Annotated in this window: 25 protein-coding genes; 2 read left to right on the top strand and 23 right to left on the bottom strand. The window is 46.4% G+C overall.

All coding sequences use genetic code 11. The features are described 5' to 3' along the window. Positions 1 to 13 precede the first annotated feature (13 nt). The 18 genes from glmS to mnmG all read right to left on the bottom strand — a co-directional run bounded on the left by glmS (position 14) and on the right by mnmG (position 19,847). Positions 14 to 1,843 carry a glutamine--fructose-6-phosphate transaminase (isomerizing) gene (glmS, locus tag GILYN3_RS11145; protein WP_049723054.1) on the bottom strand — a complete coding sequence of 610 codons (1,830 nt, stop codon included), beginning with the start codon at positions 1,841 to 1,843 and terminating at the stop codon, positions 14 to 16. A gap of 14 nt (positions 1,844 to 1,857) precedes the next feature. After that, a complete protein-coding gene (locus GILYN3_RS11140) occupies positions 1,858 to 2,628 on the bottom strand; it encodes a DeoR family transcriptional regulator (RefSeq protein ID WP_049723053.1) in 771 nt (256 codons plus the stop codon). 210 nt (positions 2,629 to 2,838) lie between these two features. Next, entirely contained in the window at positions 2,839 to 5,652 is a 2,814-nt protein-coding gene (locus GILYN3_RS11135; RefSeq protein WP_049723052.1) for an insulinase family protein, read from the bottom strand. 35 nt (positions 5,653 to 5,687) lie between these two features. Further along, positions 5,688 to 6,512 (bottom strand): undecaprenyl-diphosphate phosphatase, encoded by an 825-nt coding sequence (locus GILYN3_RS11130; RefSeq protein ID WP_049723051.1) that lies wholly within the window; start codon positions 6,510 to 6,512, stop codon positions 5,688 to 5,690. Between the two features lie 53 nt (positions 6,513 to 6,565). Beyond that, positions 6,566 to 7,927, bottom strand: a complete 1,362-nt coding sequence (gene glmU, locus GILYN3_RS11125) for a bifunctional UDP-N-acetylglucosamine diphosphorylase/glucosamine-1-phosphate N-acetyltransferase GlmU (protein WP_049723050.1) — start codon at positions 7,925 to 7,927, stop codon at positions 6,566 to 6,568. 115 nt (positions 7,928 to 8,042) lie between these two features. Continuing rightward, positions 8,043 to 8,468: a F0F1 ATP synthase subunit epsilon gene (locus tag GILYN3_RS11120; protein WP_049723049.1), complete on the bottom strand. Its 426-nt coding sequence runs from the start codon at positions 8,466 to 8,468 to the stop codon at positions 8,043 to 8,045. A 46-nt stretch (positions 8,469 to 8,514) separates the two neighbouring features. Next, the gene (gene atpD, locus GILYN3_RS11115; RefSeq protein WP_049723048.1) at positions 8,515 to 9,894 is read right to left on the bottom strand and encodes a F0F1 ATP synthase subunit beta; all 1,380 of its coding nucleotides are present in this window, start codon (positions 9,892 to 9,894) and stop codon (positions 8,515 to 8,517) included. 75 nt (positions 9,895 to 9,969) lie between these two features. Beyond that, positions 9,970 to 10,833: a F0F1 ATP synthase subunit gamma gene (gene atpG, locus GILYN3_RS11110; protein WP_049723047.1), complete on the bottom strand. Its 864-nt coding sequence runs from the start codon at positions 10,831 to 10,833 to the stop codon at positions 9,970 to 9,972. A gap of 52 nt (positions 10,834 to 10,885) precedes the next feature. Then, on the bottom strand, positions 10,886 to 12,430 hold the full coding sequence (gene atpA / locus GILYN3_RS11105) for a F0F1 ATP synthase subunit alpha (RefSeq protein ID WP_049723046.1): 1,545 nt from the start codon (positions 12,428 to 12,430) through the stop codon (positions 10,886 to 10,888). A 16-nt stretch (positions 12,431 to 12,446) separates the two neighbouring features. Further along, positions 12,447 to 12,983, bottom strand: a complete 537-nt coding sequence (locus GILYN3_RS11100; RefSeq protein WP_049723045.1) for a F0F1 ATP synthase subunit delta — start codon at positions 12,981 to 12,983, stop codon at positions 12,447 to 12,449. Between the two features lie 12 nt (positions 12,984 to 12,995). Next, positions 12,996 to 13,466: a F0F1 ATP synthase subunit B gene (locus tag GILYN3_RS11095; RefSeq protein ID WP_049723044.1), complete on the bottom strand. Its 471-nt coding sequence runs from the start codon at positions 13,464 to 13,466 to the stop codon at positions 12,996 to 12,998. Between the two features lie 52 nt (positions 13,467 to 13,518). Beyond that, the gene (gene atpE / locus GILYN3_RS11090) at positions 13,519 to 13,755 is read right to left on the bottom strand and encodes a F0F1 ATP synthase subunit C (protein WP_049723043.1); all 237 of its coding nucleotides are present in this window, start codon (positions 13,753 to 13,755) and stop codon (positions 13,519 to 13,521) included. Positions 13,756 to 13,798: 43 nt separating this feature from the next. Then, positions 13,799 to 14,743: a F0F1 ATP synthase subunit A gene (atpB, locus tag GILYN3_RS11085; RefSeq protein ID WP_049723042.1), complete on the bottom strand. Its 945-nt coding sequence runs from the start codon at positions 14,741 to 14,743 to the stop codon at positions 13,799 to 13,801. Between the two features lie 42 nt (positions 14,744 to 14,785). After that, entirely contained in the window at positions 14,786 to 15,196 is a 411-nt protein-coding gene (locus tag GILYN3_RS11080; RefSeq protein WP_049723041.1) for an ATP synthase subunit I, read from the bottom strand. A gap of 294 nt (positions 15,197 to 15,490) precedes the next feature. Beyond that, positions 15,491 to 16,384, bottom strand: a complete 894-nt coding sequence (locus GILYN3_RS11075; RefSeq protein WP_049723040.1) for a ParB/RepB/Spo0J family partition protein — start codon at positions 16,382 to 16,384, stop codon at positions 15,491 to 15,493. Between the two features lie 31 nt (positions 16,385 to 16,415). Then, positions 16,416 to 17,228, bottom strand: coding sequence for a ParA family protein (locus GILYN3_RS11070; RefSeq protein ID WP_049723039.1), 813 nt, complete (start codon positions 17,226 to 17,228; stop codon positions 16,416 to 16,418). Positions 17,229 to 17,313: 85 nt separating this feature from the next. Next, complete coding sequence (gene rsmG, locus GILYN3_RS11065) at positions 17,314 to 17,952, bottom strand: 16S rRNA (guanine(527)-N(7))-methyltransferase RsmG (protein WP_049723038.1); 639 nt, start codon at positions 17,950 to 17,952, stop codon at positions 17,314 to 17,316. Beyond that, positions 17,952 to 19,847: a tRNA uridine-5-carboxymethylaminomethyl(34) synthesis enzyme MnmG gene (gene mnmG / locus GILYN3_RS11060; protein ID WP_049723037.1), complete on the bottom strand. Its 1,896-nt coding sequence runs from the start codon at positions 19,845 to 19,847 to the stop codon at positions 17,952 to 17,954. The genes rsmG and mnmG overlap by 1 nt, the downstream gene beginning before the upstream one ends. Positions 19,848 to 20,449: 602 nt before the next feature. On the opposite strand from mnmG, the gene GILYN3_RS11055 reads away from it, so the two are divergent. Both GILYN3_RS11055 and GILYN3_RS11050 read left to right on the top strand, forming a co-directional pair. Further along, positions 20,450 to 21,313, top strand: coding sequence for a fructosamine kinase family protein (locus tag GILYN3_RS11055; protein ID WP_049723036.1), 864 nt, complete (start codon positions 20,450 to 20,452; stop codon positions 21,311 to 21,313). A 105-nt stretch (positions 21,314 to 21,418) separates the two neighbouring features. Continuing rightward, the gene (locus tag GILYN3_RS11050) at positions 21,419 to 21,913 is read left to right on the top strand and encodes a helix-turn-helix domain-containing protein (protein ID WP_049723035.1); all 495 of its coding nucleotides are present in this window, start codon (positions 21,419 to 21,421) and stop codon (positions 21,911 to 21,913) included. Between the two features lie 166 nt (positions 21,914 to 22,079). On the opposite strand, the gene mnmE is transcribed toward GILYN3_RS11050, so the two are convergent. The 5 genes from mnmE to rpmH form a co-directional block, all read right to left on the bottom strand. Next, a complete protein-coding gene (gene mnmE / locus GILYN3_RS11045; protein WP_049723034.1) occupies positions 22,080 to 23,438 on the bottom strand; it encodes a tRNA uridine-5-carboxymethylaminomethyl(34) synthesis GTPase MnmE in 1,359 nt (452 codons plus the stop codon). 2 nt (positions 23,439 to 23,440) lie between these two features. After that, entirely contained in the window at positions 23,441 to 25,105 is a 1,665-nt protein-coding gene (yidC, locus tag GILYN3_RS11040; RefSeq protein ID WP_049723929.1) for a membrane protein insertase YidC, read from the bottom strand. 1 nt (position 25,106) lies between these two features. Continuing rightward, complete coding sequence (yidD, locus tag GILYN3_RS11035) at positions 25,107 to 25,418, bottom strand: membrane protein insertion efficiency factor YidD (protein WP_084005370.1); 312 nt, start codon at positions 25,416 to 25,418, stop codon at positions 25,107 to 25,109. Beyond that, positions 25,355 to 25,744, bottom strand: coding sequence for a ribonuclease P protein component (gene rnpA, locus GILYN3_RS11030; RefSeq protein WP_049723032.1), 390 nt, complete (start codon positions 25,742 to 25,744; stop codon positions 25,355 to 25,357). Before rnpA ends, yidD begins: the two co-directional genes overlap by 64 nt. Before the next feature lie 115 nt (positions 25,745 to 25,859). Next, on the bottom strand, positions 25,860 to 25,994 hold the full coding sequence (gene rpmH / locus GILYN3_RS11025; RefSeq protein WP_049723031.1) for a 50S ribosomal protein L34: 135 nt from the start codon (positions 25,992 to 25,994) through the stop codon (positions 25,860 to 25,862). Positions 25,995 to 26,086: the final 92 nt, after the last annotated feature.

Genomic DNA, 26,086 nt, shown 5'->3' with positions numbered 1-26,086 from the left:
TGATGATAGTGGCTTATTCGACAGTAACCGATTTGGCTAAGTTGCGCGGTTGATCGACGTCAGTGCCTTTGATGATAGCAACATAATAGGATAATAACTGTAAGGGCAGGGTGTACACAATCGGCGCCAACCAAGGGTGGGTGTGCGGCAAATTAATCACTCGCATGGTGGCGTCTGAGATAAAGCGTGCATCTCGATCGGCAAACACATACAACAGCCCACCGCGAGCGCGAACTTCCTCTACATTAGATTTAAGCTTTTCTAGCAGCTCGTTATTGGGGGCAATCACGACAATCGGCATGTGCTCGTCAATCAGCGCCAGCGGCCCGTGTTTTAGCTCGCCTGCGGCGTACGCTTCGGCGTGAATATAAGAAATCTCTTTCAGCTTGAGCGCACCCTCCATGGCAATGGGGTATTGGTCGCCACGGCCTAAGAATAGAGTATGCTGTTTATCGGCAAAATCTTGCGCCAGTGTTTCTATCTCGCCGGCTAATAATAAGGTTTGTTCGAGTTGCTCGGGCAGCGACTTTAGCGCACTGATCATCTCTTGCAACAACAGATTATTAAGGTTTTGATGCTGACCAATGGCTAACACCAACAGTGCTAAACCGACCAACTGGGTAGTAAAGGCTTTGGTTGAGGCGACGCCTATCTCGACCCCGGCTCGGGTCATAAAAGCTAGATCGGATTCGCGCACCAATGATGATGCGCCGACATTACAAATAGCCAAACTCGCCAAATAACCACTGTGACGCGCCATGCGCAATGCGGCTAAGGTGTCAGCGGTTTCACCCGATTGCGAAATGGTAACCAGCAAACTACCCTCGGGGACGATGGGTTTACGGTAGCGATACTCTGAGGCGATCTCTACCGAGCAGGCGACTCCGGCAAGTGATTCCATCCAATAGCGTGCGACCATGGCTGAATGATAACTGGTGCCACAGGCGACAATTTGCACGTGCTTTACCTTGGCAAAAATATCGCTTGCCTGAGCGCCAAACGATTGCTCTAACACGTGATCATCGGCCAGCCGCGACTCGAGCGCGTTTCTTACAGCTTGAGGTTGATCGTATATTTCTTTCAGCATAAAGTGGCGATATTCGCCTTTGTTGCCGGCATCATAGCTAGCGCTAGACTCTTGTACTGGGCGATCAACCTCTTTGCCGCTAGCATCTTGAATCACAACGCTGGTCCGAGTAATTTCGGCGACATCACCTTCTTCTAAATAAATAAATTGGCGGGTCACTGGCAGCAGGGCTAACGAATCGGACGCGACAAAATTTTCGCCAATCCCGACACCAATTACCAGCGGACTCCCCGAGCGAGCCACAACCATTCGATCTGGCTGACGGCTATCGACCACAACCGCGCCATAGGCACCACGCAGCTGACTAACCGCGAGCTTTACGGCGGCAAGTAAGCTGTCGGTTATTTTTAGGCTGGCGTGAATCAAATGGACGATTACTTCGGTATCGGTGTCCGACTCAAACACGTAGCCGTCTTGTTGCAACTGGGCGCGCAACGGCTCGTGGTTTTCAATAATACCGTTGTGTACTACCGCTATTTCATCGTGGCTAATATGTGGATGGGCATTGCGCTCACTGGGTTCACCATGAGTCGCCCAGCGAGTGTGGGCAATACCGGTGCCGCCAGGTAGTGGGTCGATTAGCACATCGCTTAACGCTTGCACTTTCCCGACTCGCCGCAGGCGCACTAGATTATTTGCCTCTTTTATGACCGCCATACCTGCCGAATCGTAACCACGATACTCTAAGCGGCGTAAACCCTCCAACAAAATATCAGCAACGTCACGCTGAGCAACAGCACCCACGATTCCACACATAAGTATTCCTTAAATTAATTGTTGGGGTTGGCAACCAAAACTTTTACGTTTTGCGCCTCTAGCGACTTGCGTGCGGCATCATTAATACCCGCATCAGTCACTAAAATATCAATGGTTTGCCAAGGCAACTCTAAATTGTGAATACGACGGCCCAGCTTATCCGACTCGGCCATCACGATTACTTCACGCGCCACATCTGCCATAACCCGGCTCAGACTGTAAAGCTCGTTAAAGGTGGTGGTGCCACGCTCAAGGTCTAGCCCATCTGCGCCAATAAAGAGCTGATCAAAGTCGTAAGATCGCAACATTTGTTCGGCAACCTGACCCTGAAAAGATTCTGAATGAGCATCCCAAGTGCCGCCGGTCATAAGCAAGGTGGGCTCGTTTTCAAGCTCCATCAAAGCATTGGCAATACTCAAGGAGTTGGTCATTACCACCAGCCCGCGTCGTGCTAATAGCTCTGGTAGTAGGGCGGCAGTGGTGTGGCCGCTGTCGATAATAATGCGGTTATGATCGCGAATTTGAGCGGCTGCCAGTTGAGCAATTTGTTGCTTAACCTGTGACGGGGCTGTGGCGCCATCATGCAGTAGATCTTGTGGTAGGGGGACGGCGCCACCATAACGGCGCAGCAGTAAACCATTGCCCTCCAGCGCCGTTAGATCCTTGCGGATAGTCACTTCAGAGGTTTGAAATTCGGCCGACAGCGCCTCTACCGTAACCTCACCGGTATCGGCTAAGCGATCAAGAATACTACGACGGCGCCACTGAGTATTACGTTTTGCCATAGGACGGCTGCATCACAACAAAAGCTTTAGGTTTCGAAACGAAAGAAACAATACCAAAACGAAACTATTGGGTCAAACTATTTGCCATATCTTAAGGCTATTAATATCTAGGCAGGCCCAACTCAACGGCTTTGTGTGTCATTACTACTGGCTGCTATGCAGCCTTCAGCTTTGTCACTAGAGTTGGGCGCACCTAATAGGCAACCATTATTATTTTGCAGCTCCTTCAAGCTCTACCTGCACAGTTTCTGCTTTGGCCTCTAATATCAGTGATTGGTACAAAGCAATAATATCGGCTTTACTCACATCACTGATCGCTTTTAGTAGTTTGTCGCGACTATCGTAATGATCATTACCTCGATAAAAATCATTTAAAAAGCGTGGATATTCTTGATTAAAATTTGCTGGCGGTTGGTTTATCTGAGCAATAACAGCGGTACGAAGTTGCTCAAGCATAGTGTTATCTAACACATCAAGTTCTGGCTTATACTCTATAAGGTAACGATCAAACCGATCTTTTAATGTCGCAATATTAGTATTGGAGCTTTGTGCATAAATGACAAACCCCCAGTAATTTCCCAAACGATCAAAACTGCTGCCGACAACATAGCCCAACTGCTCTTCTGTACGTAGTTGTGTATAAAATGCATTATGAAAAACAGCATTAAGCAATGCCAGCCGTGCACCCACCTCTAGGCTAGGATCGGGTGAATACCAAGCTTTAAGCAGCGCATTATCTGTTTGACTAATTTGCTCTTGATGCAGCAATTTAGCAGCAACTACAGGGGCGCTGTATGGTTGAATATAACGCTCCATCACTACACGTTTATCACTAAGCGCTTGCCAAGTTTCATCGGCGATAGCTTCAACCTGTTGATTGGTGTAATTACCAAACGCAAAAATTCGGATACGGTTTTTACTCAAAAGTTGTTTTTGATAGTTGTTAATATCTTCTATCGTTAAGTTATCAATCGCGGCTAATAAAACGTCATCACTGAAACTTGGGGTTTTAACCAAATCATCTAATTTTGCAAATAACTGACGATACGGCTCCTGCTTGCTTTTGCTTTCTATCCATTGCTTAAATCCATCTTTTGCGATGTTTAGATTTTTTTCATTAACCTCTAAATTTATCCATTGATTAAGTAACCGACGATACAGCACTAAATGTTTCTCGCTATAACCAGATAAGGTTAATGCATGGTTATCTTTGGGCCGCTCGATGCCAATACCAATCCCGGCACGCCCAGCTTTATCTCGAAGTGGGGTAGTTTGCAAAGCAAATAAACGATTCACTAAATCACTGCTCACCCAGTTTTTTGCGCTTTTAATTGGCAAATCACTGTTAAACATAACTTGTAGGTAACCCAGCTCCGATTGATGGTATTGGCTGTGTGTTAGCCAGGCCTCTATACCCTGTTGTTGTATTTTTTTAGTCGATAATACTTGGTGTGGTTTAGCGTATTCGAAGGATGCGACACTGGACTTTATTGAGCTAAAAAGATCATTTTCTTCCGGTAATGAAAAGTTGTAGCTGCTCTCTATATTGCGCCATGCTACAAGCTCTTTATTGCTAAATTTTTTGGTGGCGAATTTTCCTTCATACCACGGAATATCTTTATCTACTTTTACCTCCGGGTTAATGTGCCAAATACGAGCACGTTCCGGAACCATTTTCTTTAGCACTTTTTTAATGGCGTCTGCATCAAATTTTTCATAAAGATAAGGTGCATTAATAATGTTTTTTTCTGGATAATCAAAAAGAGCCACACTGTAATAAGTAGCTTGACTTAAAGGGGCTGGCATCTGCATATCATTAAATTGCTTTTCCAGCATGGCGCGATATTCTTGATGATAGACTGGATCTATTCCTTTTTTACGCACAAGATCTAAGTATGAAAAAACCGCAGTAATAATATTGTCTTGATGCTTAAGGCCTTCCTGTGTCACACCAATTTGTATTGTAAAAAAACCATCCTCACCGTAAAAGCCTGGGTTAGCACCTGCAGTAAAGTCATCTACCCAGCCTTTTTCACGTAAAATTTGTGCAACTGTGCCAGGCTCTTCGGAACTTATTAAGTTAGCAATATAATCATTTGGCTTTACTCGCCAATCTTTCTGATTATTATCAATAGGAAACTCTATATTAAGCCTGCGCAACGGCTTCTGTGGTTTGTAGTAAATATGCATCCCCTGTGTTTCAGGGGTAAGGCCCGTGATTGTAACTTGCGGGCGCTGAATATTATGGTTGGGCAAGCTTGCAAAATTTTTATTTGCCAAAGCTTCTAAGCTATCCAAATCTTCTTTACCGAATATTACAAGCTTCATAATATTGGCCGAATAATTATTTTTATAAAAATCGAGCATTGCGTCGTATAAGCTAATGTCTTTCTGGTCGGCTAGGGTTTCAAGATTACCGGTAGGCATCGCACTTGAGGGGTGTGATGGGTTAGCTGTTATACCTCTGATACGGTTAATGATCCGTCCATCTTGGCTTTTCCCCATGGACCATTCGCTGTTAACCGCATTGCGCTCTTTATCGCTATATTGCCGGTCAAAAATAGGGGCCTTAAAATAATCGCTAAATCTATCGAGTGCTTCGGGTAAAACCTCAGCTGATACCTGAAAAAAATAATTGGTATGATCTGTTGCAGTATAAGCATTGCTGCTGCCTGCATTTTGCTCTACAAACCGTTGAAATCCATTTGGCTCTGGATACTTTTTGGTACCCAAAAACAGCATATGCTCTAAGTAATGTGCAAGGCCCGGTATCTCTTTAGGGTTTTGATAGCTGCCTACACCTATACTTAACGATGCACCGCCAGATTCTATTGTAATGTCGGAAATCAGCAACACTTCTAAATTATTAGCCAAAGTTACAGCACGATACTCCCGGCTGTCATTAGGGCTGCTAATAATCTCTGACGCTAAAGGGGGTTTTTCTTCCTGATGCGGTGAAGACTCACAAGCGACTAATATTAAACAAAACAGGCTAATCGCCCACGGCAAAAAAGGTTTACGCATGTTTATTAAGCCTCGTAATTAACGTTTAACGCTATTTATGCAAACAGATATAACAGATAAACACCCAAGATCACCCGGTAGACAACAAAAGGCTGCATGCCCAATTTTTTTATAGCTTGCAAAAATATATGTATGCAAAAATAAGCACTAATAGCCGAGATAATGACCCCCACTATAAGCGTCAGCCAGTCGACAGGTTCTTGCTCAACTACCAACTCGCCAGTTTGTAATACCGTGGCAAGCACGATAACGGGAATACTTAATAAAAAAGAAAAACGGGCGCTGGCTTCACGTGTTAAGCCCAGTAACAGTCCCGCTGTAATAGTAATACCGGAGCGCGATGTCCCAGGTATTAGAGCTAACGCTTGGGCGAGAGCGATGCCGACTATTTGCTTAATCGACATATGGTATTCATCGGTAAAACCCTGCTCGCCTTGATGCTTAAGCTTTTTGCTATAACGCCAGTCAGCGAAGCCTAACAACAGACCAAAAACGATCAAACTATAGGCCATGAATACACCGGTGCGCAAGGATGTCTCTAACGTAGTTTTGACTAAGAAACCCACTAAACCTACAGGAATTGTAGCGCCAATAATAGCCCAAGCTAAGCGAGCCTCAGAGCTGGATTGACGCTTTAAAATACTGTTTAGCCACGCCGATACTAAGGTGTAAATATCGCGTCTAAAATAGGCAATAACCGCAAGTAAGCTACCAAAATGTAAGGCAATATCGAATGCTAAGCCCTGATCAGGCCAATCGGTAAATAACGGTACAAGCAAAAGATGCGCACTGCTGGATACCGGCAAAAATTCTGTTAGGCCCTGAATCAATGCCAGGACAATCACCTCTAACCAATCCACCGTATTTCCTTCTATTGCCTACGTTAGGCTAAATCTTTGGCGTTTATACCATTTTAGTGTTTTTGCGGTTTGCTCCAGCCTTTGATATTACGTTGCCGACTGCGGGCTACGGCAAGATCTTCTTTCTCGGTGTTTTGGGTAATAACGCTGCCGGCAGCAACGGTTGTGCCAGCAGCAATATTTAACGGTGCGACAAGTGCGCTGTTTGAACCGATAAATACACTCTCACCAATAGTCGTTTGAAACTTATTTACGCCATCATAATTACAAGTAATAGTTCCGGCGCCGACATTAACACCTGGCCCCATACTGCAATCGCCAATATAGCTTAAATGATTAACCTTGCTGCCAACCCCAATAACAGACTTTTTAAGCTCGACAAAGTTTCCAATCTTTACTCCAGCTTGCAACTCAGTACCGGGACGCAAACGTGCAAATGGGCCAATATCACACGAGTCGGCAACACTAGCCCCCTCTATATGTGAATAAGCTTTAATGGCAGTGTTGGCACTTATATTAGAGTTTTTTATACAACAATTGGGGCCGATAGTGACACCGTCCGCAATACTAACTGTGCCTTCGATAACGACGTTAATATCAATAAAAACATCGCGACCAACCGTCAGGCTGCCACGGCAGTCAAATCGATCAGGATCGGCAAAACTAACACCTTGAGCCATTAGTTTTTGTGCTTGCTTGCGCTGATACGCTCGCTCTACCGATGCTTGCTGCGCGCGATCGTTTACCCCTTGTACTTCGTCGGCGGTCTCCGGCTGGCAAGCTTTAACTTCTATACCATCGCGTTGCGCCATGGCGACTATATCAGTCAGGTAAAACTCGTTCTGTGCGTTATTGTTATTTAATGCCGGCAGCCAACGCTGCAAGTGCTGGGTTTTAACCGCCATAATGCCGGTGTTCACTTCACATATTTTTCGCTGTTGTTCATTGGCATCTTTATGTTCAACAATCGCGGTAATTTCGCCCGCAGCTGTGCGTACTATTCTGCCGTAACCTGTAGGTTCAGTCAGACTTACCGTTAATAAACCCATGGTATTATTACTGGCTAACTGACCCAGTTTTTCTAGGGTCGCAGTGCTAATAAGCGGGACATCGCCATACAAAATCAAGGTTATACTGCTCTCATTAAGCAACGGTAATGCCTGTAAAGCCGCGTGGCCAGTACCTTGTTGCATTTCTTGTACAACTAACTCCACTGGAGTTTCGGTTAGGCTTCTTTTAATGATATCGCGCCCGTGACCCACTACAATTTTTGCCGGTGCAAATAAGTTAAGCGGGGTCACAGCATCTAATACGTGCTGTAACATCGACTTACCCGCTATTGGGTGCAAAACTTTAGGTAAGTTAGAGCACATACGAGTGCCTTTACCGGCGGCGAGAATCACGGCTTCATACATGTGTATAACCTCAAAGCATTAACAACCAAAACAGGTGCGACATTTAACCTTTTATTGCTGTAAAAAAAAAGGGCAGCCCAATGGCTGCCCTTTTTTAGTTTTTATCCACAATCACTTATCGGCGTGCATTTTTACGAATTGCTTGTAGTGTACGCAATTGCGCAGATGCCTCGGCCAGCTGGATTGCAGCTCTAGAGTAATCAATATCGCTTGATTGGCTCAGAAGCTTATTGGCGGCTTCTTGCTTAACGGTTTCGGCAGCGGCTTCGTCCATATCGGCGGCACGTAGGGCTGTATCTGCTAATACCGAGATATGGTTAGGTTGCACCTCTAAAAATCCGCCAGAGATATAAAATACCTCCTCCTCACCACCTTGTTTTTTAAGGCGAATAGGACCTGGCACAAGATCTGTCAGTAGTGGTGCGTGACCATAGGTAATACCTAGATCTCCCTGCGAGCCAGTTGCCACTAGCAACTCGACCAGACCTGAGAAAATTTCGCTCTCTGCACTGACGATATCGCAATGTATAGTCATTGCCATAATCTGCCTCTTAATCTTGAAGGGAGCGGCCGAAGCCGCATCCCAATTACTTCATTTTTTCGGCTTTTTCGATCGCTTCGTCGATAGTGCCGACCATGTAGAACGCCTGCTCAGGTAGGTGATCGTAATCACCGCCTAAGATACCTTGGAAACCACGAATGGTTTCTTTCAGTGATACGTAAGTACCGGGTGAACCGGTAAATACTTCGGCAACATGGAAAGGCTGTGACAAGAAGCGTTCGATTTTACGTGCACGAGCTACCGACTGCTTGTCTTCTTCTGACAACTCATCCATACCCAAGATGGCGATGATATCTTTCAGCTCTTTATAACGCTGCAGTACCATCTGTACACCACGGGCTACGTCGTAATGCTCTTGACCAATAATTAATGGGTCGAGCTGACGTGAGGTAGAATCCAGCGGATCAACCGCAGGATAAATACCCTTAGATGCAATATCTCGGCTCAAAGTTACGGTAGAGTCCAAGTGAGCAAACGTGGTCGCAGGTGACGGGTCAGTCAAGTCATCTGCAGGTACATACACTGCTTGAATTGAGGTAATAGAACCAGTCTTGGTCGAAGTAATACGCTCTTGCAACACGCCCATTTCTTCAGCCAGTGTTGGCTGATAACCTACCGCCGATGGCATACGACCCAACAAAGCCGATACTTCGGTACCCGCAAGGGTATAACGATAGATGTTATCAACAAAGAAAAGTACGTCTTTGCCTTCGTCACGGAATTTTTCGGCCATTGTTAAGCCCGTCAGAGCAACGCGCAAACGGTTGCCCGGTGGCTCGTTCATCTGGCCATAAACCATGGCAACCTTGTCCAAAACCTTGGACTCTTTCATCTCGTAGTAAAAGTCGTTACCTTCACGAGTACGCTCACCAACACCAGCAAACACAGACAAACCACTGTGCTCTTTAGCGATGTTGTTAATAAGCTCCATCATGTTTACGGTTTTACCAACACCGGCACCACCAAACAGGCCAACCTTACCACCCTTAGCAAAAGGGCAAACCAAGTCGATAACTTTAATACCGGTTTCTAACAACTCGTTAGAGGCCGCTAACTCCGCGTAGGCTGGTGCTTCGCGGTGAATTTTCATCCGCTGCTGTTCACCAATTGGACCCGCTTCATCGATGGGGTTGCCCAACACATCCATGATACGGCCTAGAGTTTCTTTGCCCACCGGGACGTTAATAGCATCTTTTGTGTTCTCGACGCTTAAGCCACGACGCAGACCTTCAGAGGAGCCTAGTGCAATGGTGCGTACTACGCCGTCACCCAATTGCTGTTGCACTTCCAAAGTCAGATTCTTCTCGGTGATGATAAGTGCATCATATATTTTTGGCACGTCTTCACGTGAAAATTCCACGTCAATTACGGCGCCGATGATCTGTACGATACGTCCGCTACTCATTTCCGGTTCCTCTTTATTCAGGCTTATTGCCTGAAGGTTTAAGCTAAAGTTCTTTTTGTGTAAGGCTGGCTGTTTTTACGAAACAGCAGCAGCTCCACCCACGATTTCTGAAAGCTCTTGAGTAATTGCCGCCTGACGTGCCTTGTTATAAACAAGTTGTAAACCGTCGATAATATCGCCGGCATTATCAGTAGCACTTTTCATAGCAATCATACGGGCAGCTTGCTCACACGCGCTATTTTCTACAACAGCTTGATAAACTTGTGATTCAATATAACGAGTTAACAAACCTTCTAATAATACTTCGGCCTCGGGCTCGTACAGGTAATCCCAGTGGTGCTGAAGCTCTTTATCTTCATCGCGCTCTAGTGGTAAAAGCTGGATCACCGTTGGGCTTTGAGTCATGGTATTTACAAACTCATTGCTCACAACATAAAGCTTATCAAGCTTGTTATCGGTGTAGGCGTCTAACATAACCTTAACGCCACCGATCAAGTCTGCAACGCTTGGCGTCTCACCTATATCACGGGTACTAGCAACAATGTTGCCACCAAAACGACCAAAAAATGCGGCCGCTTTTGCGCCAATCAAACAAAGGTCAACACTACAACCTTGCTCGCTATAGCCTCGCATTGTCTGTAACGCGGCTTTAAATAAATTGGTATTTAAACCACCACACAAACCACGATCAGTAGAAACCACAATAAAACCAACGCGACTAACTTCGCGCTGCTCCATAAAGCGGTGCTTGTACTCGGGGTTAGCGTTAGCTAAATGCCCGATTACCGAACGCATGCGAGTTGTATAGGGTTTACCTAACTGCATACGCTCTTGAGCTTTACGCATTTTACTAGCGGCGACCATTTCCATCGCGCTGGTAATTTTTTGCGTACTCTTAATGCTCGAAATCTGCGTGCGAATTTCTTTTGCGCCTGCCATTACTCGGCCCTCAAGATATATTCAAAAATGGTGCGCATAGCGCACCATTCGCTTACCAGGTTTGGCTAGACTTAAACTTCTCAACCAAGGCTTTAAACTGCGCTTCTAAATCGCTATTCCAGTCACCCGATTTGTTGATGCCAGTCATCAACTCACCGTGCTCTGATGCAGCATAAGCCAGCAGCGCCGATTCAAAATCCAGAATCTTTTTAGTTTCGATGTCTTTTAAGTAGCCTTCGTTAGCACAGAACAGAACCAAGCCCATTTGCGAAATGCTCATGGGGGAGTATTGCTTCTGTTTCATCAACTCAGTTACGCGCTCACCGTGCTCAAGCTGAGCTTTAGTCGCGTCATCTAGATCAGAGGCAAACTGGGCAAATGCAGCCAACTCACGGTACTGAGCCAGAGCGGTACGAATACCACCCGAGAGCTTCTTGATGATTTTAGATTGCGCTGCACCACCAACACGAGATACCGAAACACCTGCGTTCATCGCCGGGCGAACACCCGAGTTGAACATGTCAGCTTCTAAGAAGATCTGACCATCTGTGATCGAAATAACGTTAGTAGGTACGAATGCTGATACATCACCACCTTGGGTTTCAATAATTGGCAACGCGGTCAAAGAACCGGTTTTGCCTTTTACTTCACCGTTGGTTTGTTTTTCTACGTACTCAGGGTTTACCCGAGCGGCACGCTCAAGCAAACGTGAGTGCAAATAGAATACGTCACCTGGGTATGCTTCACGCCCTGGTGGACGACGTAACAACAAAGAAATTTGACGATATGCCCAAGCTTGCTTGGTTAAATCATCATAAATAATCAAAGCGTCTTCACCGCGATCGCGGTAGTACTCACCAATGGTACAACCAGCGAACGGTGCCAAAAACTGCATAGATGCAGGATCAGACGCAGTAGCGGCAACCACAACAGTGTGCTCCATGGCGCCGTGCTCTTCTAATTTGCGCACAACAGCGGCAATAGAAGATGCTTTTTGGCCAATAGCAACATAGATACACTTAATGCCAGAGTCTTTCTGGTTGATGATGGCATCGACAGCAATCGCCGATTTACCAATCTGACGGTCACCAATAATCAGCTCACGCTGACCACGACCGATCGGCACCATTGCATCGACGGCTTTCAGACCAATTTGGATTGGCTGATCCACCGACTGACGCCAAATAACACCTGGTGCAACCTTTTCAATTGCATCGGTTTTCTTAGCGTTAATGGGGCCTTTACCATCAATTGGATTACCCAGCGCATCTACCACTCGGCCTTCCAACTCTGGACCTACTGGCACTTCCAAAATACGGCCAGTACACTTACAAGTTTGTCCTTCGGCAATGGAGAAGTAGTCGCCCAAAATAATGGCGCCCACTGAATCTTGCTCAAGGTTTAGCGCCATACCGTACACGCCACCTTCAAACTCGATCATTTCACCGTACATCACGTCCATCAGACCGTTAATACGTACAATACCGTCAGATACAGAAACTACTGTGCCCTGATTGCTGGACTCGGTAGACACATCAAGTTTCTCGATGCGCTGCTTAATAATTTCGCTAATCTCGGATGGATTCAGCTGCTGCATGCTTTTTTCCTCAATCCTACGAATTGATTGCTTTGGCGAGTTTCTCTAACCGACCGCGCATGGAGCCGTCGATGACTAAATCACCTGCCTTGATAATCACGCCAGCAAGTAGTTTTGAATCAACCACCGTACTGACCTTGATCTTACGCGCCAGTTTGGCACTAAGTGCGTCCGCTAACTTTTGCTGACTTGCGTCGTCCAACTCAAAGGCGGTTGTCATTTCTATATCGACTGACTGCTCATGAGCGGTTTTAAGCGCATCAAATAGTGCAAACACCTCGGGCAACAATGCCAAGCGTTTGTTTTCTGCTAACAACTCAACAAAGTTTTTAACTTTTGCATCTATTTCGTCACCACAAACCTCTACCAAAGTGCCCGCTTGCTGCGCAGGGGTAAGGGCAGGGGAAGAAATGATTTTTTCTACTTTGCTGTAACCGCTAACAATAGCCAGGGTTTTCAGCTGTTTTGCCCAACCCGCAAGATCACCGTTGTCACGAGCAAACGTAAACGCTGCTTTGGCATAGGGTCTTGCGAGTGTAATCAGTTCAGCCACAATTAACCTCGCTTACAAACTGGCGGCCAGTTTGTCGATCATATCTTTGTGCGCAGATTGGTCAACAGAAGACTCAAGCACTTTCTCGGCACCAGTAAAAGCCAGTACAGCGACCTGTGAACGCAAGCTTTCTTTAGCGCGGTTCACTTCTTGCTCTACTTCGGCTTGGGTAGCGGCTTTAATACGGCTACCTTCTTCACGGGCCTGCTCTTTGGCTTCTTCCACAATCTGGGTTGCACGCTTATTGGCAGATTCTAAAATACCAGCCGCTTCAGTTTTAGCGTCACGCAAAGCGTGCATAACTTTTTCCTGAGCTAGCTCTAAATCTTTATTTGCGCGATCTGCTGCGGCCAAACCATCGGCAATTTTTGCCTGACGCTCAGTCATGGCCGCAATAATCAACGGCCATATATACTTCATGCAAATTAGCACAAAGACAATGAACGTTATGGACTGTCCAATAATAGTTAAATTAAGGTTCACGCCGACACCTCTGTCATGGGAAGTTTCTGTGCGTTAATAAGGCTAAGCCTTATTAAGACATTGCCGGTACGTTCACAAACAAGATAACCATTGCAATACCCACACCGATCATAGGTACCGCATCAAGCAGACCAGCAACCAAGAACATTTTGCCTTGCAACATTGGGGCAAGCTCAGGCTGACGGGCAGACCCTTCTAGTAATTTGCCACCTAAAATAGCAAAACCAATAGCAGTACCTAGTGCACCCAAACCAATCAACAGCGCAACTGCAATTAATGCTAAACCCATGATATATCTCCTCGATTTTTAAGTGTAAAAGTAAAGTTAAAAATTAATGCGTAAATTGATCTTCGTCGTCGTTATGGAACGCCATTGACATGTAAACAACGGTTAACACCATAAATACAAACGCTTGTAGGGTAATAATAATAATGTGAAACAGTGCCCATCCAAGCTGTAGTACGCCGGCAAACAAACTAAACAGGAACCCAGCACCAAACATTGCAGCAATCAGGATAAAGATCATTTCACCAGCATAAAGGTTTCCGAATAACCGCAACCCTAATGAAATAGGTTTGGCGACTAAGCCTATTGTTTCAAGTATTAAGTTAAAAACAATAATCAGCGGGGCAAACAATAAGCCAATGCCCTTAAAGCTGGGGTGAAACGGGTGAAAGGTCAGCTCTTTAATAAAGCCGATCAAACCTTTTTGACGAATGCTAAACAAGATGACCAAAAATATAACGGTAAAACCCATACCCAAGGTTACGTTTGGATCTGTAGTGGGTACGATTTTGAAATAAAAGTGTGAGTCGCCCGCAACCCAAGCAGCTAACTGCGGGACAATATCCACAGGCAGTAAGTCCATCAGGTTCATGAGAAACACCCAGACAAAAATCGTAAGGGCCAATGGCGCAACAAAACGACTGCGATAATGGAACGTTTCTTTAACGGTTTTGTCGATAAACTCAATAATGATTTCAACCAGGTTTAACATGCCGGTTGGAACACCCGAGTGAGCTTTTTTAGCGCACATGCGGAATATCATTAAAAAGATCAGGCCTAAACTAATAGACCACAACATTGAATCTACGTGTATGGCGTTAAAACCCATAGCTGTCATTTCTTCGGGACAGTGAGCTACCGCCCAACCCGAGGTTTCTTGCACACTTTTACCATCGCAATAAGTACCTGCTGGTAATTTACCATAGGTCCAGTTGGTTAGGTGATGCTGGATATATTCGGTGATCGTGGGTGCGTTACCGTCCGCTGCCATCTTTTATCTCTCAACTAGTGTAGTAAAGCGTACTTGGTGGACCTAATGTCTACCACTGTACTGGCGAACACTCGCCGCGATTACAATCAGTTGCACGAGTTGTGTTACCACAAACGCGCATAAAAAAACCGGTATGCTAAGTGCTGCATCCCGGGTAAGTACCGCCGCAAACAATGCAGCGGTTAATATTAATTTGGCCGACTCTGCCATGTAAAAGCGATTAACACTTTGACTGACGTTTTGCGCGCCTCGTATATTGCCTGCAATTTTGGCAAACACCATCGCCGGCACTAGGCACACGCACACGCCCCATAGGAGCGACACACCTATTACAGGCAACCACGCGATAACCGCAAGGCTCATAACAATCAGCGTAATCCACACCAGCAACAGTCTTTTAAAAACCGGGAGCGTGGCTATAACAGCCGATCTTGGACGGCGTACGCTGGTCATCGGTTGTCTCATTTACGGCTTAACCTATGGTATTGGGCAATATTTTTGCCTAGGTAAGCTTTACCTCCGCTTACAGATAAGCCGCAAAGCCGCCGCATTATAGGGGGATTATGCCAAGTCTTTCAACAGTAACCGCGCCATTTAGCCCCAATTAAGCACGCTTGTGTGCCAATTTAAGGCAAATATGAGCAGACAATATTAACAATGCTTAACCACAGCCACCCCAGCTGTGGATAACTTAAGCGCCGACGCGCCTCGGCGCATCAAGGGTTTCAGCCACTTTTTAAATAGAGATTACTTTATATGGGCTAATATGCCGTCAAGCTCATCGAGGGTGTTATAGCTTATAACCAACTTACCCTTACCTTTGGCGCCATGCTGAATCGCCACCGCGGCCCCCAATGTATCTGACAATTGGTTTTGCAGGCGTTTGATATCGGCCGATACCACCACAGGAACATTGACGGCGCCCTGATTTTTTTCTTCTTGGATTTTGCGTACCAGCGCTTCAGCTTGCCGTACGGTTAAACCTTTCCCGACAATTTGACGGGCAACTTCGCGCTGTGGCTCGGGCTCGAGTGAGAGTATGGCTCGGGCGTGCCCCATCTCTAAATCACCATGCTCCAAGAGTTTTTTAACTTCGTCATCAAGTGCGATTAGACGCAACAGGTTGGTCACTGTAGTGCGAGATTTCCCCACCGCTTGAGCGACTTCTTGGTGGGTTAGCTCAAATTCATCCTGCAAACGCTTAAGCGCCATCGCCTCTTCGATGGGATTAAGATCCTCGCGTTGAATATTTTCAATCAACGCCATAGCAATGGCAGCCTCGTCGGGCACATCACGTACCACAGCAGGGATTTTATCCAGCCCCGCTAGCTGGGTAGCGCGCCAGCGACGCTCACCGGCAATAATTTCATATTTGCCATCACCTATCGGCCGCACAACAATTGGCTGCATCACGCCCTGGGCTTTGATGGATTCTGCCAACTCCTCGAGAGCCTCTGCGTGCATATCGCGACGCGGCTGATATTTGCCCCGCGAAATAAGCTCGACCGGCAAGCGCATAAGCTTACCCTCTAATGCCTCGCGAGCCTGCTCTGCAGTAGTATCATCCGCGGGGGGAATTGTGATTCCTGCGCTCATCAGCGCATCCAATCCTTTTCCTAAGCCTTTTCGTTTTCCTGCCATAGGTTAAATCCGTATTGCCACTGAGCGATGCTTATTGCGTCACTTGAAGATTGAGAGAGTCGTCGATTGTCGCTGTAGACAGCTCATTGCGCCGAATTATTTCGCCCGCTAAAGCGAGATAGGCAATGGCCCCCTTGGATTGTCGGTCATACACCATCACTGGCTGACCGTAACTTGGGGCCTCGGCCAAACGCACATTGCGCGGTATACAGGTGCGATACACCCGATCACCAAAGTGCTGATGCAACTGCGCCGACACATCATTAGTCAGGCTGTTACGCGGATCGTACATGGTGCGCAAGATCCCCTCGATTTTTAATTTGGGGTTTAGCACATCGTGAATTTGATTAATGGTGCCTACCAGCGCAGACAAACCTTCTAACGCGTAGTATTCACACTGCATAGTAATAATAACGCTATGACAGGCGGCCAGCGCATTAAGCGTTAACATGTTTAGTGATGGCGGGCAGTCGATCAATATATAGTCGTATTCGCCCTGCACCTCCGACAACACCTTATCAAGCCGGCGCTCTTTGTTGGGTAAAGACAGCATCTCAACTTCAGCAGCCGTAAGATCACCATTAGCCGGCAATACTTGAAAGTTGCCCGATTCGGACAACACCAAACACTCACCAATGGCGGCACGACCTGTTAACACATCGTAAATGGTCAACTCTAATTCGGACTTATCAATACCGCTGCCCATAGTAGCGTTGCCTTGCGGATCGAGGTCGACCAACAACACTCGCTTTTTGGTGGCTACCAACGAGGCCGCCAAATTTACGCAGGTGGTGGTTTTACCCACTCCACCTTTTTGATTAGCAACAGCGTAGATCTTGGTCACGTTGGTATCCTTATAATTTGGTCTTCTGGTTTAACAAGGCGCTTATTGTGTGGCAGTTACCACGCATCGGCAAGCTAAGCGAACATTAAACCGCGCGGCGCAGTAACAACAGGTGACGTTCACCAGCTTCACCTGGCACCTGTAGCTCGATACGCTCGGCAAGCGAGTAATGCTTGGCGATCGCCTGCAATTCGGCCTCGGGAAGCTGGCCCTTCATAGCGTAAAACAGCCCATCCGCGGTCAATAGATGCTGACACCAGCCAGTCATATCCGCAAGACTGGCAAAGGCGCGACTGATCACACCATCAAACAACTGTTCCGGTTGCAGCGATTCTACTCGACAGTTCTCTACCGTCACATTGGTTAACTCCAACAGGGTTTTAACGTGAAAAATAAAGCGTGTTTTTTTACCGTTGCTATCAAGCAGGGTGAACTGCTTATCTGGATAACAAATAGCTAAAGGGATACCCGGCAGGCCCCCGCCAGTTCCAACATCGATTAATCGTTGACCGGTTACATGCGGCACCACAGCTAAGGAGTCAAGCAAGTGGCGCACCACCATATCGTCAATGTTGCGTACCGCCGACAAATTATAAGCGCGGTTCCACTTGGCAAACTCAGCGATATAATCAAGCAGTTGCTCGATCTGTACATCACTTAGGGTTAACCCCAATGTTTTAATGCCCGCACACAGCTGGCGTCGGTGTTGATCTCGATGTGCCATTAACTCGCCTTTGCTTGCTCGCGCTTAAGTAACCCACGTTTTTTTAAGTACACCAACAGTAGTGATACCGCCGCCGGGGTAACACCAGGAATACGCTGAGCGCGGGCTAGGGTTTCAGGGCGAGTGTCACTGAGCTTTTGTTTTACTTCGTTAGACAAGCCTTCTACCGCATTAAAATCAAAATCATCAGGGAAACGAGTATTCTCGTGAGCGCGCAAACGATCAATCTCTTCTTGCTGACGACTAATATAACCCGAGTATTTAGCGTCAATCTCGATCTGCTCGGCCACTGCCTCGCTAACTTCAGACTTACCCGCAAGCTGGGCTATATCGTGATACTTAAGCTCGGGACGCTTAAGTAAATCGAACAAACTGTATTCATGGGTAAGGTTAGAGCGCACTTTACCCTCCAACTGTTTAGCCGCAGCAGAGCCCGCTTGCACCCAGGTATCTTGTAATCGTTGACGCTCTACCGTTACCGCTTCGCGCTTATCGCAAAATGCTTGCCAGTGAGCATCATCGACCAAGCCCAACTCTCGACCCGTTTCGGTTAATCGCATATCGGCGTTATCTTCTCGCAACAACAAACGATATTCGGCGCGACTGGTAAACATTCGATAAGGCTCACGGGTACCCATGGTAATTAAATCATCGACCAATACGCCAATGTAAGCTTCGTCGCGGCGCGGGCACCAAGCATCCTGCTCGCGAGCGCGGCGCGCGGCGTTTAACCCTGCCAGTAACCCCTGCGCACCAGCCTCTTCGTAACCGGTGGTGCCGTTAATTTGGCCCGCAAAATACAACCCGCCTATCACTTTGGTTTCTAGCGAATATTTTAAATCTTGTGGATTAAAATAATCGTACTCGATAGCGTAACCTGGACGCATGATATGGGCATTTTCAAAACCTTTAATCGAGCGTACTAGGTTCATTTGCACGTCAAACGGCAAGCTGGTGGAGATACCATTGGGGTAGAGCTCATGGGTGGTTAAGCCTTCCGGCTCAATAAATATTTGGTGGCTCGATTTATCGGCAAAGCGATGAATCTTATCTTCAATCGATGGGCAATAGCGCGGTCCGATACCTTCGATCACGCCCGAGTACATGGGCGAGCGATCTAATCCGCCACGAATAATTTCGTGGGTTTGCTCGTTGGTATGGGTAATCCAGCAGCAAACTTGCTCGGGTTGCATCTCACGATTACCACGCACGGACATTACGGGGCGCGGCTCATCGCCCCATTGTTCTTGTAGCTCACTAAAATCGACCGTTTTGGCATCAATGCGCGGTGGCGTACCGGTTTTTAAGCGATCAACCCGCAATGGGTATTCCCGCAAGCGTTGTGATAACGCTTGAGCTGGCGGATCTCCGGCGCGTCCACCGCTGTGATTTTGCATACCAATATGAATTAAACCACCAAGAAACGTCCCAGCCGTTAGCACCACTTGATTGGCATAAAACTTAAGGCCCATCTGAGTAATCGCACCGCGAACTTGATCTTGCTCGACAATCAAATCGTCAACCGCTTGCTGGAAGATCCATAGGTTGGGCTGATTTTCTAATATTTGTCGAATTGCAGCTTTGTATAACACCCGATCGGCTTGAGCGCGTGTGGCCCGTACGGCGGGGCCTTTGCGGGCATTAAGTACGCGAAATTGAATCCCCCCGGCATCAGTTGCAAGTGCCATAGCGCCACCAAGAGCGTCGATCTCTTTGACCAAATGGCTTTTGCCAATTCCACCGATCGCTGGGTTACACGACATCTGCCCCAGAGTTTCGATGTTGTGCGTTAGCAGCAAAGTGCGACACCCCATGCGCGCCGAAGCCAAACAGGCCTCTGTGCCTGCGTGGCCGCCGCCAATGACAATCACATCAAAACGCTCGGGAAAATTCATAAGGCCTCTTAGCTGCCGTACGTGAAAAGGGCGAGCATTATAGGGTGCTTAGCGTGCTTGTACAAAACATGTTCAATATTTAATCGCATAGAATTAATCTATTAAATTACTTAAATAATTATTTATATAAATATATATGTTTAAAAGATTAAACTTATAGTAACTATTAGGGCCAACAAAATCTGTGGAAAAGCATAATTTTATTATATAAAACAGTTGGTTATGGTAAGTATAAGCACGCAAAGTTACTGCTTGGAAGCTGCTAAAACAAGGTTATTAAGCTGGGGACTAAAGTGCCACTTATCCACTGAAATAAAAACTTCCAACTTACCCACAATTCCACCTTCAGGTTTTTCCTGAACGTTACACAGGGTTTGTTTAAATGTTGTTGAAAAAACAATCAAAACCTACAGTAAAACAATCGCTTATGGGATAAACCTGTGAATGAATGTGGATAACACTCGTAAGTTAACGTTTATAGCCATTGTGATCTGTGGATAACCTTATCCTAATACCAGTAACAACTTTCTATATTCCGTCTTTACCAGCGGTTAGAGTGGGTTTATCCCCTAAAAATTATTTTTAAAAAAAAGGTAAAAATAATGAATAACGCTATTTTTCGCCAAATAAGCGAGAAATTCAGTCTGTTTTTACAGGAATCTAGCATTGAGCGAGTGATAGGCGGGGATATTAACGAGTGCTTTAAGGCTAATAGTGCCTCTAAAAAAAGCTATTTTATTAAGTTAAACATAAACCCTGAGTTACTTGAGCTTGAAGCTCGCAACTTAAACTTATTCAACAAGAGTCATTTGATAACCCCAAAGGTTGTCGGTTATGGGGTATTAGAAGGGCTTGGTGTACTGGTTTTAGAGTATTTAACGCTAACGGCTATGGGCGATGAGTCAGCTCTTGGCCAGCAATTGGCGCAGCTGCATAAGAGCCAATCTAAGCGCTATGGTTTGGATTATAACAATTACATTGGTCGAACCAGGCAGCTTAATAGTTGGTGTGATCGTTGGGCAGAGTTTTGGTGGTCCCGTCGATTACTCCCTCAAATCAGCTTAGCCATGAAGGCAGGTTATGCTCTAGGGGGAGAGGTTGAACAATTAAAAGCGAGCAGTGATCGGCTGTTACAAGGGCATAATCCCCCCCCCTCTTTATTACACGGTGATCTGTGGGCTGGCAATAAAAGCTACTTAGCTAATGGCCAACCGGTACTTTTTGACCCGGCTAGTTACTATGGTGATCGTGAGACAGACATAGCGTTTAGTTTAATGTTTGGTGGTTTTGGGCATGATTTTTATCAAAGTTATAATGATACTTGGTCATTACCAGAGGGCTGGCAAAAACGTGAGTCGCTGTATAACTTGTACCATTTTTTAAATCATCTTAATTTATTTGGTGACCAATATTTAAGTTCGGTGCAGTCGATGGTCAAAACGATTTCGCTTTCAGAGCTAACCTAAGTTATTGTTTTTATTAGATTGTCATATTGCTGTCCGGTAGGTGACGTTCCATTGTCGGTATTGATTAGGGCACACTTTGTATACCAATTCTAAGGGAGATCGAAGATGAATGTGCGTAAATTAAGACTGCAGAAAGGTTGGTCACAAGAGCAACTGGCAGAATTAGCGGGGCTTAGTATTCGTACTATTCAGCGGTTGGAGCGCGGACAATCCCCGTCACTTGAATCGCGTAACGCTCTTGCCTCGGTATTTGGTGTTGATATAAGTCAGTGGCAAATTGAGGATAATACGATGGAATATGCAGCTAATTCAGAAATCGAAAATCATGAACAAACCGAACAACAAGACCAGCAGGCTATTGAGTACGTTAGAGATATCAAAGCGTTTTACACCAGTATTTTAACTTACTTTGTGGTAATCCCATTTTTGTTCTTTGTTAACTGGATGACCTCTCCAGGTTACATTTGGGCTTGGTGGCCAGCAGTTGGTTGGGGGGGAGGGTTATTACTGCAGGGGTTAAATGTTTATGAGTGCTTTAATTTTTTTGGCCCAAAGTGGGAAAAGAAGCGTGTCGAAAAGCGTTTGGGGCGCAAACTTTAACCTTAAGATTACATCTGCGGTGCTAAAACACCTAGGCTAAAACACCTAGATAGACACCCCGTTGGTTTTAAGATTTTTCGTTTGCTGAGCACCATTATACTAATGGTGATAGATATTAAAAAACTTAGTTTTTGCTTTGGTTGTATGGTTTATTCGCCAATTGTTGTTATTTACCAATACAAAAGCTTGAAAATATTCGTCCTAATAAATCATCGGGAGTGAATTCCCCGGTGATTTCAGACAATTGGTTTTGTGCCTCGCGTAAATCTTCGGCCAGCAGCTCACCGGCGGCGTGTAAGGCGAGCTGCTCGGCGCCTTGGGTTAAGCAGTTAGCTGCGGCGGCCAGCGCGTCTAGGTGTCGTTGCCGGGCTGTAAAGGTGCCTTCTGTCGTGCTTTGGTAGCCCATACAGGATTTTAAATGCGCTTTTAAGCTGTTAATTCCTAAACCGGTTTTGGCACTAATACGCACTGAATTCTGCGGCAGTTGTGTCTCATCGATCAAATCGACTTTGTTATACACCACACTAACTTTGTTCGAGTGTTGTAAGCGATCGGTAAACTCTGGCCAAACGTTCTCGGGTTGCCAGTTGGGGTGATCTAGCGCTTCTTGTGCGTCTATTAATAGAATAATACGATCGGCTAGATCGATTTCAGACCAAGCGCGTTCGATACCGATCTTTTCTACTGCGTCCGAGGCTTCGCGTAAGCCGGCAGTGTCAATAATATGCAGTGGCATACCGTCAATGTGAATATGTTCTTTAAGAACATCACGAGTGGTACCGGCAATATCGGTGACGATAGCGCTGTCGCGTTCGACCAAGGCATTTAATAAGCTAGATTTACCCGCGTTGGGCTTGCCGGCGATTACGACGCGCATGCCGTCACGGACTAATTGTCCTTGGCGAGCACGAATGATGAGTTTGTCTAGATCAGCAACAATGGTGTCTAGATCGCGCTGTACTTTACCGTCGCTAAGAAAGTCGATCTCTTCCTCTGGGAAGTCGATAGCGGCTTCAACGTAAATACGCAGCGCGATTAGGGCTTCCACCAATGCGTGAACTTGATCGGAGAAAACGCCCTGCAGTGAACTTAAGGCATTGCGTGCGGCTTGCTCGGAGCTTGCTTCGATTAAATCGGCAATGGCTTCGGCTTGAGCGAGGTCCAGCTTGTCGTTTAAGAAGGCACGTTCGGAAAACTCTCCAGGTCTGGCCATTCGTGCGCCGTGATGCTTAACCGCCTCGAGCAACAGTCCTAGCACTACCGGTCCGCCGTGGCCTTGCAGTTCTAACACATCTTCGCCGGTAAACGAGTGGGGGCCTGGAAAGTATAACGCTATCCCTTGGTCTACTTCACGCTGTTGCGCGTCGCTAAAGGGGAGGTAATGGGCGTAGCGAGGGGACAGAGGTTGACCCGTGATGGCCTTGGCGATATGAGCCGCTTGCGGCCCAGAGACGCGGACAATGCCGACACCGCCGCGCCCGGGGGCGGTAGCGATGGCAGCAATGGTGTCGTTACTGGCGTACATAGCTAGCTTTTAGCGGCATCCGCTTTGTCGATCTGCTTAGTAATATACATTTGTTGTAAGAACGACAAGGTGTTGTTGGTTACCCAGTAAAGTACTAAACCCGCCGGAAACCACAAGAACATAGCGGTAAATACCACCGGCATAAATTGCATGATTTTGGCTTGCATTGGATCGGGCGGTGTTGGGCTTAAACGCATGGTGAGCCACATGGTAAAGCCCATTAATAATGGCAGCACAAAGATTGGATCTTTAACCGACAAATCGAGCATCCACAAAAACGGAGTGTGGCGCAGTTCGACCGATTCCATCAGCACCCAATAAAGCGATAAGAACACCGGCATCTGTACCAGCATGGGTAAACAGCCACCCAATGGGTTCACTTTTTCGGTTTTATAGAGCTTCATGGTTTCTTGCGACATTTTTTGTCGATCGTCGCCATAGCGTTCTTTTAGCTCTTTCATTTTAGGTGCAAGCTTACGCATCCGCGCCATAGAGCGGTAACTGGTGGCGCTTAGCTTAAAGAATATTGCTTTAATTATAATTGTCAGGGCAATAATTGATAAACCCCAGTTGCCAATTACATCGTGCAAATAATCTAAAACGCTAAACATTGGCTTAGCTAACCACCAGAGCCAACCGTAATCTACGGTAAGGTCTAAGTAGGGGGCAATTTCTTCTAGTTTGGCGGTGTCTTTAGGGCCGGCGTAAAACTGTGCGTGAATTTTACCTTCGCTGTTAGCTGGTACAGTTAATGCCTCGCTGGTAAAGCCTAAGAGGTATAAATCGTTACGACCTTGTTGACGTAAAAAGAAGTTGTTTTGCGATTCAGCATTCGGTATCCAAGCACTGATAAAGTAGTGTTGCACCATAGAAACCCAGCCACCTTGTATCTGAGTTTCAAACTTCTTATCTTGCAGGTCATCAAAACTAAATTTCTTGTAGCGTTTATCGTTGGTGGTAAGTGCTGCCCCGACAAACGGTTTCATGCCAATACCGGTATCAGAATCGGGTTCATGGCTGTCGCGTTTAATTTGTCCGTATAAACTAGCCTGCCATGGGTTGCTGCTGGTGTTGTCGATTAGGTAATCGATATCAACACGATATTCGCCGCGGTGAAAGGTAAAGCGCTTGGTGATTTTCACACCATTTTGATCGAGATTAAGATCAACTACCAAACTGTCTTGGTCGTCTTGCAAGGTGTATTGATTGGCGCTGGAGGTAAAGGTCGGCCGTCCTTTACTGCTATCTGTGCCATTTTTACCTACTAGTCCACTTTGTACGGCATAGGTATGGCCTGCAGTACTGTGTATCAACACAAAAGGGTCGTCGGGTGTATCAATATGAGCAAGGTGGCGAGGCAACGCGACACGACTAATGTCTCCCCCCAAAGTATCGATACTAACCTCAAGCGAATCGGTTACAACACGGATAGTGGCTTTGCTTGCCGCAGGTTTTCCACCGTCGCTGTCGGTTGTGGCCGATACAAGGTCTGGAACATCGGTTGCAGTTTCGGCAAACGCTGTTGGTATAGACTGATCGGCGTTGGTGCTAGCCGTCGCTACCGATTCGGTGGGCACTCGAGCTTGTTTTGCCTCATCCCAGCGCATTATCAACATAATAACAACGGCAGCCATTGCCACCATTAATAAGTTCTTTTGCCAATCTATATTAATCTTTGCCATTTGTAGTCTGCGATTTAGTTAAGTTGTTGTCAGGTATTGGGTCAAAGCCACCAGGGTGCCAAGGATGACACTTTAAAAGGCGGCAGAAGGTTAAATAAACCCCCTTAATAAAGCCAAACCGATTAATAGCCTCTTCGCTGTAGTGCGAGCAGGTGGGGTAAAAACGACATTGATTACCCACCCAAGGGCTTAATAGATAGCGGTAAATATGTATAAGCTTAACGGCGAGCCAGCTCACGCAGATGTATCCTGCGGTGTTGCTGCGGCCTGATCGCGCTTGCGGGCGATTCTTTGCCATTGTTTTGCTAGCATTTTTTCGATGCTCTTACCGTCACATTCATCCATACCCTTGCGTGCCAGTACAATAACATCTAAACCTTGTAATTGTTGCTGGTGGTGGCGAAAACTTTCACGAATATGGCGCTTAACGTAGTTTCTATTTACAGCTAAGCGAATGTTTTTTTTCCCTATTACCAAACCAAGGCGTGCGTGATCTAGATTATTGGCACGGGACAGTATTAATAGGTGTTGGTGGGAAGCACGATACGGGGCATTGGCAAACACGGCCTGAAAGTCTGCGGACTTCAGTAGTCGCACGGCTTTAGTAAAAGCGTAGCTGCTCACAGGTTGTTGCCTCGGGAGGTCTTAGTTATAAAATCACAAACGGCAAAAGGCACCGCTATAAATCTTGTGAAGATCTATAGCGGTGCCTTTTGCGGTCGCACGCGTTACTAAAGGCTTAAACAGCTAAGCTGCTGCGACCTTTGGCACGACGACGAGCCAATACAGCACGACCACCTTTAGTGGCTGTACGAGCACGAAAACCGTGGGTGCGCGCGCGCTTTAATACGCTGGGCTGGAATGTTCTTTTCATGGGGCTAACCTACCGATTACCTTGTTCAAATGCTCACACTGAGTGTGAAAAGAGGCGCGATTTTATATAAAACTGCGAGCTAAAGCAAATCT

The organism is Gilvimarinus polysaccharolyticus, assembly GCF_001187555.1.
Classification (GTDB): Bacteria; Pseudomonadota; Gammaproteobacteria; order Pseudomonadales; family Cellvibrionaceae; genus Gilvimarinus; species Gilvimarinus polysaccharolyticus.
The sequence above is the reverse complement of the archived record's forward strand: the minus strand, read 5'-3'. Positions and strand labels throughout refer to the sequence as shown.